The following is a 9,599-nucleotide window of genomic DNA, read 5'->3' as shown; positions in this document are numbered from 1 at the left end:
CTGCTGTAGATTTAGCTGCTCGTTATAGTTGGAGAGAAATCTATGAAGATAAAACACCTTCTATTGCTTTATCTTTCTTAAAATATGTCTTAAAAACTTCACCTTTTAAGATACAGGCTATACAAACAGACAATGGTAGAGAATATACTTATCGCTGTATTAATACTCCTAAAATAAATATTTTTGATGAATACTGCTTAAAAAATAAATTAGAGAGGAGATATATTCCTATAGCAACACCAAGATACAATGGCGTAGTAGAAAGAGTACAAGGCATAGACGAAAGAGAATTTTATTCACGATTAAATAAAAATATAACTGTAGAATTATTAAGAGAAAAATTAAAAGAATATACACATTTTTATAACAATCAAAGATTGATTTCTTCGTTAGGTTATATTACAATCAAAGAAAGAATCAAAAATATTATAGCAAGTAAAAGTACAATATCTATGGCTCCATGACAATCATAATTTTTAAAGTTTTGTTTTTAGAATTATGTTAATTTATAAATTGATATTAATAAAATTTTAGGGGCTGGCCCAGATAACTTAAATTTGTTAAAATTTAAGTATGAAACGCAGTAAATTAAGTGAAGAAAAACAATTTAAATTAATAGAGCATTTTTCAGCAGGAACTACAGCAAGGACTGCCTCTGCTCTTATTGGAATTAATCGTAAAACAGCAATATTATATTATCATCATTTACGAGAATTAATATTTGAATATGAGAAAGAAAAAGAAGAAGAAATTTTTAATGGAGAAATAGAAGCAGATGAAAGTTATTTTGGCGGTAAAAGAAAAGGAAAAAGAGGGAGAGGAGCTTGCATATAAAATACCAGTGTTTGGTTTATTAAAAAGAGGCGGAAAAGTATATATGAAAATAATAAATAATACTAAAATTAATGCCTATTATTAGGCAAAAAGTACAGCCAGATAGTATAGTTTATTCAGATTATTATCATAGTTATGATATATTAGATGTATCAGAATTTAAGCACTTTAGAATTAATCATAGTGAAAAGTTTGCTGAAGAAAAGAACCATATTAATGGTATAGAGAATTTTTGGAATCAAGCAAGAATACATCTTCGCAAATTTAATGGAATACCAAAAGAACATTTTCACTTATTTATTAAAGAATGTCAATTTAGATTTAATAATCCAAAAGTTGACAAACAATTGGAAATTATATATAATCTAGCGAAAAAGGAGCTTTTTTAGTTATCTGGGCCAGCCCCAAAATATAACTGTAGAGTTCTTAAGGCAAAAATTAAAAGAATATACACATTTTTATAACAATCAAAGATTGATTTCTTCGTTATTGTATATTACAATCAAAGAAAGAATCAAAAATATTATAGCAAGTAAAAGTACAATATCTATGGCTCCATGACAAAAACACTTTTTATAAAAAATCAGCTTTTTTGTTGACAATGGAATTTATTTTTACTAAAATACTAGTATGCTATCAAAAAGAAAGGGAAGATTTTTATTATTATGATTAATTCTATGTTATATCCTAGTGAAAGTAGAACAAGAAGGGTTGTTGATATATCTGGTATGTGGTAGTTTAAAATTGATACAAATAATGAAGGCAGAAACAGCGGATACGCTAATGGGCTAAAAGATACAACATTTATACCAGTACCTTCTAGTTTCAATGATCTTTTTACAGATAAAAATATAAGAGAACATGCTGGAGACATATGGTATGAAACATCATTTTATCTTCCATTAGAATGGAAAGACAAAGATGTTAATGTAAGATTTGGTTGTGCCACACATTAAGCTACTGTATATATTAATGGAAAGGAAGTATGTACACATGTAGGAGGATTTTTACCTTTCAATGCCCCTGTAAATGAAGCAGGTATATTCGGAGAAAAAAACAAATTAGTTGTAGTAGTTAATAATGAACTTAGCAGTACAACTATACCTTGCGGTCATACAGAAACAAAAATATCTGGTACAAAAAAAAATACGTCCGTCTTTTGACTTTTTTAATTATGCAGGATTAAATAGACCTGTAAAAATTACCGTTACAAACAAAGAATATATACATGATATAGATATATTATCAGATGTAAATGGAAGTGACGGAATTGTAAATTATGAAGTACATACTACAGGCGAAAACAAAGTATATATAAGAATAGATGATGAAAAAGGAAATGAAGTTGCAAGTGCTGAAGGCAAAAGCGGCAAAATTGTTATAAAAAATGCTAAATTATGGAATCCAAAGGCTGCTTATTTATATAATTTTACAGCAGAAATAAAAAATGGTGAACAATTAATAGACGAATATTCATTAAATTTTGGTATTAGAACTGTAAAAGTAGAGGGCAGTAAAATTTTAATTAATGGAAAGCCTTTCTACTTTACAGGCTTTGGAAAACATGAAGATAGCGAAATAGCAGGCAGAGGTTATAATTCCCCTGTAATAAAAAGAGATTTTGAACTTATTAAATGGATAGGTGCTAATTCATTTAGAACTTCGCATTATCCTTATAGTGAAGAAATAATGCAAATGGCAGATAAAGAGGGAATACTAGTAATAGATGAGGTAGCTGCTGTTGGAATGTTAGATGCAAATTCAGACTTAACTCCAGATTCACCTAAAATAGAATTCTTTTCTCAAGATGAGGTTCATAAAAACACAAAAGAAGTGCATAAAAAAGCTATAGAAGAACTTATTAATAGGGACAAAAATCACCCTTGTGTTATAATGTGTAGTCTATTTAATGAACCAGAAGCAAATAGCGACTTGGCATATCCATATTTTAAAGATATATTTGAATATGCAAGAAAAATAGATAAACAAAATCTTCCTAAAACTTTTGCTGCACATAGACAAACTACAACTGATAAAAGAAATTTTCTATATTTATGTGATATTTTAACTTTAAATAGATATTATGGTTGGTATGATTTTGGCGGATATGATATAGATGATGCAAACAAAATTCTTAGCGATGAAATGAAAAAATTTGAACAACTTCAAAAACCTATTTTATTTACAGAATTTGGTGCCGATACTATGCCAGGAATACATAAACTACCTTCTGTAATGTGGTCAGAGGAGTATCAAATAGAATATATGAAAATGCAATTTAGTGTATTTGACTCTTATAACTTTATTGTAGGAGAACAATTATGGAATTTTGCTGATTTTCAAACTATTGAAAGCACAATAAGAGCTGATGGAAATAAAAAAGGAATATTCACTAGAAACCGTCAGCCTAAAATGGTAGCCCATTATATAAGAAAAAGATGGACAGAATTACCTTTAAACTATAAAAATTAATATATTTGTAGATATAGGATATAGTAATGAAACTAAATATAGAAAATTTAAACAATAAAACTTTTTGGAAAAGTACTGATATAGAAATACCTAAATACGATATAAAGCAGATTAGAAAGAATACTTTTGAAAAACCAACATGGGTACATTTTGGTGCTGGAAATATATTTAGAGGATTTATTGCGGCAGTGGCAGATAAGCTTTTGAATGATAATATTATGAATACTGGTATAATCGCTGTAGATACACATGCTGCTGGAAGAGATGATGATTATGAAATGATTGATAAAGTTTACAAACCTTTTGATAATCTCACTCTTTTAGCATCTATAAAAAGTAATGGTGATATAGACAAAAAAATTATAGGAAGTATAACTGATGTAGTGCATGCTGATTTTATTAACTATTATGATGCATTAAAAAAAATATTTATATCAAGTTCTCTTCAAATAGTAAGTTTTACCATTACCGAAAAAGGATATTCTATAAAAGATTCAAAAGGAAATTATAACAGTATAGTTCAAGAAGATATTAATAATGAACCTAAAAAAGCAAAAAATATTATGAGTATTGTTACAGCCATGCTTTTGGAAAGATACAAAAACGGTGCTTATCCTATAGCTATGCTCAGTATAGATAATTGTTCAAATAATGGAGATAAATTAAAATCTTCTATTGTTGATATAGCTAAAGAATGGGTAAAAAAAGGGTTTGCTGATGAAGGATTTATAGAATATCTTGAAGACAATAAAAAAACTGCTTTTCCATTAAGTATGGTTGATAAAATCACTCCTAGACCTTCTGAAATTATAGCGAAAAAATTAGAAGAGACGGGGCTTGAAGAAATGTCAGTATTCAAAGTAGGACATAATCCAATGGCTGCTTTTGTAAATGCTGAAGTTCCTGAATACTTAGTCATAGAAGATTTGTTTCCTAATGGAAGAGCGGCATTTGAAAAAGCTAATGTATATGTAACTGACAGAATAACTGTGCAAACATCAGAAAAGATGAAAGTAACTACATGTTTAAATCCTTTACACACATCTTTAGCAGTATTTGGATGTTTGCTAAATTATAATTTTATATATGAAGAAATGAAAAATCCTCTATTAAAAAAAATAGTTGAAAAAATAGGATATTATGAAGGCATGAAAGTAGTTGCTAATCCTAAGATTTTAAGTCCTAGTGATTTTATAAAAGAGGTGATTGAAGAGCGTTTAGTAAATCCTTATATACCCGATTCACCTCAAAGAATAGCAACAGACACTTCTCAAAAGATACCTATAAGATATGGGGAAACTTTAAAATCATATGTTAAAAACGGGCTTGATACATCTTCTCTAATAGCAATACCTCTGACAATAGCTGCTTGGCTTAGATATTTAATGGGGATTGATGATGATGGAAAGTCAATGGATATAAGCCCTGACCCTATGCTTGAAGAATTACAAAAATATATAAAAAATATTAAATTTAAAAATAAAGATAGTATTGGAGAGAATCTAAAACCTATATTATCAAACAAAATTATATTTGCTGTTGATTTATATGATGAAAAAATAAATCTTGGAAACAAAATAGAAAATTATTTTAGTGAAATGATAAGTAAAGAAAATGCTGTAAAAGAATGTCTAACAAAATATATAAATTAATTAAGGAGAAATTTTTATTATGATAATGACTTTAAGATGGTTTGGAAAGAACTTTGATTCTGTAACTTTAAAACAAATTAGACAAATACCCGGAGTAAAGGGGGTTATAACCACTCTATATGACAGTAAAGTAGGAGAAGTTTGGAAAGAAGAAGATGTACAAAAATTAAAAAAAGAAGTGGAAGATGCGGGGCTTAAAATATACGGTATAGAAAGTGTAAATATACATGATGATATAAAAATAGGTCTTCCTAGCAGAGATAAATATATAGAAAATTATATAAAAACATTAGAAGTATTAGGCAAAAATGGAATTAATTTAGTATGTTATAATTTCATGCCTGTATTTGACTGGACTAGAAGTGATTTAGCAAAAGTAAGACCAGATGGTGCTACTGTTCTATCTTATGATCAAGATATAATAGATAAAATAGACCCTCAAAAGATGTTTGAACAAATTGATTCTAGTTCTAATGGTTTTGTACTTCCTGGATGGGAGACTGAAAGACTTAGCAGATTAAAAGAACTTTTTGAAATGTATAAGAATGTTGATGATGAAAAGTTATTTGAGAATTTAAAATATTTCTTAAGTGCTGTAATGCCTACATGTAAAAAATACAACATAAAAATGGCTATACACCCTGATGACCCTGCTTGGCCTGTATTTGGACTTCCTAGAATAATAGTTAATAAAGAAAATATATTAAGAATGGTTAATAGTGTTAATAGTCATTGTAATGGTGTAACATTATGTGCGGGTTCTTTGGGTTCTAATCCTAAAAATGATATACCTGATATAGTAAGAAGTTTAAAAGGAAAAATATTCTTTGCTCATGTGAGAAACTTAGAGTATACAGCACCGGGTAAATTCCAAGAAGCAGCTCACTTATCAAGCGATGGTTCAATGGATATGTTTGCTATAATGAAAGCATTTTATGATATAGGTTTTGAAGGACCATTTAGACCAGACCATGGAAGAGCTATTTGGGATGAGGTATCTATGCCTGGTTATGGGCTTTATGACAGAGCATTAGGAGCTGTTTATTTACAAGGTCTATGGGAAGCTATTGAAAAAATGGGTAAGTAATTAAATATATATTTTTGCAATACTTTTATAATTATATTTTATTTTTATAAAAGTATTGCATTTATTTTACACTTTATAAATAAAAAGGTGGTAACATTATGAAAACTTTTATGGATAAAGATTTTTTATTATACAATGATATATCAAAAATACTTTTTCACAATTATGCTAGCAAATCTCCTATATTTGATTATCATTGCCATTTAAACACTCAAGAAATTGCTGAAAATAAAAAATTTAAAAATTTAACAGAAATTTGGCTTTATGGAGATCATTATAAATGGAGAATGATGAGGGCTAATGGTATAGATGAAAAGTTTATTACAGGCGATGCAGATGATTATGATAAGTTTATGGCTTGGGTAAAAACTATACCTAATTTAATAGGTAATCCTCTCTATCATTGGAGTCATTTAGAACTTCAAAGGTATTTTGATATTTATGAAATAATAAATGAAGATAATGCTGATATAATATGGCAAAAGGCTAATAAAAAATTAGAAAACATGACTGTTAAAGATATTCTTAAAAAATTTAAAGTTCATACAATAGGTACTACTGATGACCCAATAGATAATTTAGAATATCATAAATTAATAAATGAGGGCAAAGCTCAAATAGGAAAAATTGATACTAAGGTTGTTCCATCTTTTAGACCTGATAAAGCTATAAATATAGAAATGCCTGATTTTAGTGATTATATAAAAAAATTAGAAGAGGCAAGTAAAATCAATATGAAAGATATAAAATCATTAATTGAAGCTTTATATAGTAGAATAGATTATTTTAAGAGTTTAGGTTGCGTGTCTAGTGATTGTTCATTATCTATAATTCCTTTCAATTTAGATGATGAAAAAAACATTGATGCTATTTTCAAAAAAGCTATAAACAAAGAATCATTAACTTTTGAAGAGATAGAAAAATACAAAACATACATTCTTATAAAATTAATTAAAAAATATAGAGAATCAAATTTAATTATGCAGATACATATCTCTGCCATGAGAAACAATAATGAAGTAATGTTTAAAAAATTAGGTCCCGATACAGGATACGACTCTGTAGGTGATTCTAATATTATAGAAAAATTATCATCATTATTAAAAACTGCTAATAATGAAGGAGGGCTTCCAAAAATTATATTTTATAGCCTTAACCATAAAGACTACTACCCTCTTTCAACTCTTATGGGCTGTTTTCAGGAAGGTGGCATAAAAGGAAAAATGCAATTAGGCTCTGCTTGGTGGTTCTTAGACAACAAAGACGGAATGGAAGAACAGATAAAAGTTCTTGCAAACAGCGGTTCATTGGCTTTATTTGTAGGTATGCTCACTGATTCAAGAAGTTTTTTATCATATTCAAGACATGAATATTTTAGGAGAATATTATGTAATATCATAGGTGAATGGGCAGATAAAGGTGAAATACCAAACGATATAAAATATTTAGGAAATATTATAGAAAATATATGTTTTAATAATGCTAATATTTATTTTAATAGTTAAATATGATAGATTAATTAATATATATAGTAAATATAACATTTAAAAACTAATAATAATTTAATGGAGTTTATATGTTAGAAAAATATATACAAAATAAAATAATACCTGTGGTGGTTGTAGAAAATGAAGAAGAAATAAGAAAAATTGCTGAACTTTGTTTAGAATTTCTTCCATCTATAGAATTAACTTTAAGAACAGAGTTTGGATATAAAGCTTTAGAAATATTAGCAAAGGACTACCCTACCCTTCCAAGAGCTGCTGCTACTGTTTTAAATACAGAGCAAGTTGATAGGATATTAGATTTAGGTACTAATTTAATAATAAGTCCCGGTTTTCAGCCTATAATGCTTGAATATGCTAAAAAGAAAAATTATCATTATATACCAGGTGCTGCAACTCCTGCTGAACTTGAACAATGTTTAGCTTATGGACATAAATATATAAAATTCTTTCATGCTGGTTTATTTGGTGGAATTAATTGGATAAAAAATATAGCTCCTGTTTATCAGCATACAGGCGTAAAATTTATGCCTTTAGGAGGTGTAAGTATTGATAATGTTAAAGAATATTTGCTAAACAAAAATGTATTTGCATGCGGAGGGTCTTGGCTTTGTCCTAGAAATTTATTAGAAGAAAAAAATTGGAAAGAAATTAGAAACAGATTTGAAGAGGCTTCCAAACTAATAAAAGAATTAGAAAACTAAAAATAATTATTAAATACAAAATATATATAAGTATAATAAAAGAGTATTAATTTTTTTAGTTAGTACTCTTTTTTATTATTTTTTAATTTTTGTAACATACCCCCGCCCTTTATTTTTATATAGTTTTATTTTTAAATTCTAATTTTTATTATCCTCATTGTCTAATAATAAATAGCATACCCGCCCAAATCTTATTTTTATTTACAATCTATTTAACGCACGGTTAAATAATTATTATTAATAAAATATTTATATAATAAAAATGCATTTATTATCTATTATTTGATTTAGCGTGCGGTATTGAAATAAATCAATTCTATTGTATTGAATTATTTTTTTTATTTTATATAATGTAAGTATGTATATATTTGAATTTAAAGAAATAGGAAAAGAGTCCATTTGGGGCGGCGATACATTCGTTAAATCTTATTCTAAACCTTTTGATAAAGATAAGAATATAGGTGAAAGTTGGGAAATATGCGATTTAAAAGATGATAAAAATATTATATCAAACGGTGAGTTTAGAGATAAAGATATATCATTTATAATAGAGCATCTTGGTGAAAAACTTTTAGGAAATAATTGTAAAAACAATAAAGATTTTCCTCTATTAATAAAATTTATAGATGCCAGAGATAAATTATCAATACAAGTTCATCCAGATGAAGAATATGCTAATAAAAAACATAATAAGCATGGCAAAAATGAAATGTGGTATATTATGGAAGCAGATGAAAATGCTAAACTTTTAGTAGGATTAAAGGAAGGTATTGATAAAAACAGATTGAAAGAAGCTATAGAAAATAAAGAGAAGATAGAGGATATGTTTAATTATTTTGATATAAAAAAAGGAGATGCCTTTTATATACCTAATGGCTGTATACATGCTATAATGGGTAATAGTTTAATAGCAGAAATACAGACTCCAAGCGATGTTACCTATAGGCTTTATGATTGGAATAGAGTAGATAAAAATGGAAAGTCAAGGGAACTTCATATAGAAGATTCTTTTAATGTTATAAAAGATATAGATGCTTTTCAATTAAAATCCAAAAAAGAAAATTTACTAAAGGAAGACAATATAGAAATTAATAGTATATTTTCAAATGAGTATTTTACAACAGAGGAATATATTATTAAGAATAAGTATACTTCTAAAACAAATAATAAAACATTTGAAATAATATTGGTAATGGAAGGGAATGGAAGTATAACAGGCGATGAAAATAGTGTTGAATTAAATGCTGGAAAAACTGTTCTTTTGCCTGCATGCCTTGGAGAATATAATATATATAGTGAAAAAGGTATAAAATTATTAAGAGTTACTGTTTGAGGAAAATTTTCA

Annotated in this window: 7 protein-coding genes and 1 pseudogene; all 8 read left to right on the top strand. The window is 27.5% G+C overall.

Annotation, left to right across the window (positions count from 1 at the left end; all coding sequences use genetic code 11):
• On the top strand, nucleotides 1-464 hold a 464-nt coding region (locus EPJ72_RS02610), incomplete at its 5' end, for an integrase core domain-containing protein (RefSeq protein WP_147730700.1).
• A gap of 109 nt (nucleotides 465-573) precedes the next feature.
• A pseudogene (locus EPJ72_RS02605) lies at nucleotides 574-1,223 on the top strand (IS1595 family transposase).
• Between the two features lie 691 nt (nucleotides 1,224-1,914).
• Nucleotides 1,915-3,306 (top strand): beta-glucuronidase, encoded by a 1,392-nt coding sequence (gene uidA, locus EPJ72_RS02600; protein ID WP_242004888.1) that lies wholly within the window; start codon nucleotides 1,915-1,917, stop codon nucleotides 3,304-3,306.
• Nucleotides 3,307-3,332: 26 nt separating this feature from the next.
• Nucleotides 3,333-4,958 (top strand): mannitol dehydrogenase family protein, encoded by a 1,626-nt coding sequence (locus EPJ72_RS02595; protein ID WP_147730699.1) that lies wholly within the window; start codon nucleotides 3,333-3,335, stop codon nucleotides 4,956-4,958.
• Nucleotides 4,959-4,977: 19 nt separating this feature from the next.
• Entirely contained in the window at nucleotides 4,978-6,045 is a 1,068-nt protein-coding gene (gene uxuA, locus EPJ72_RS02590; RefSeq protein ID WP_147730698.1) for a mannonate dehydratase, read from the top strand.
• Between the two features lie 98 nt (nucleotides 6,046-6,143).
• Complete coding sequence (uxaC, locus tag EPJ72_RS02585; protein ID WP_147730697.1) at nucleotides 6,144-7,550, top strand: glucuronate isomerase; 1,407 nt, start codon at nucleotides 6,144-6,146, stop codon at nucleotides 7,548-7,550.
• Nucleotides 7,551-7,621: 71 nt separating this feature from the next.
• Nucleotides 7,622-8,254 (top strand): bifunctional 4-hydroxy-2-oxoglutarate aldolase/2-dehydro-3-deoxy-phosphogluconate aldolase, encoded by a 633-nt coding sequence (locus EPJ72_RS02580; RefSeq protein ID WP_147730696.1) that lies wholly within the window; start codon nucleotides 7,622-7,624, stop codon nucleotides 8,252-8,254.
• Between the two features lie 358 nt (nucleotides 8,255-8,612).
• Entirely contained in the window at nucleotides 8,613-9,587 is a 975-nt protein-coding gene (locus EPJ72_RS02575; protein ID WP_147730695.1) for a type I phosphomannose isomerase catalytic subunit, read from the top strand.
• Nucleotides 9,588-9,599: the final 12 nt, after the last annotated feature.

The organism is Brachyspira pilosicoli (assembly GCF_008016535.1).
GTDB classification, from domain to species: domain Bacteria; phylum Spirochaetota; class Brachyspiria; order Brachyspirales; family Brachyspiraceae; genus Brachyspira; species Brachyspira pilosicoli_A.
Note: the sequence above shows the minus strand (reverse complement) of the source record. Positions and strands in the feature narration are given on the sequence as shown.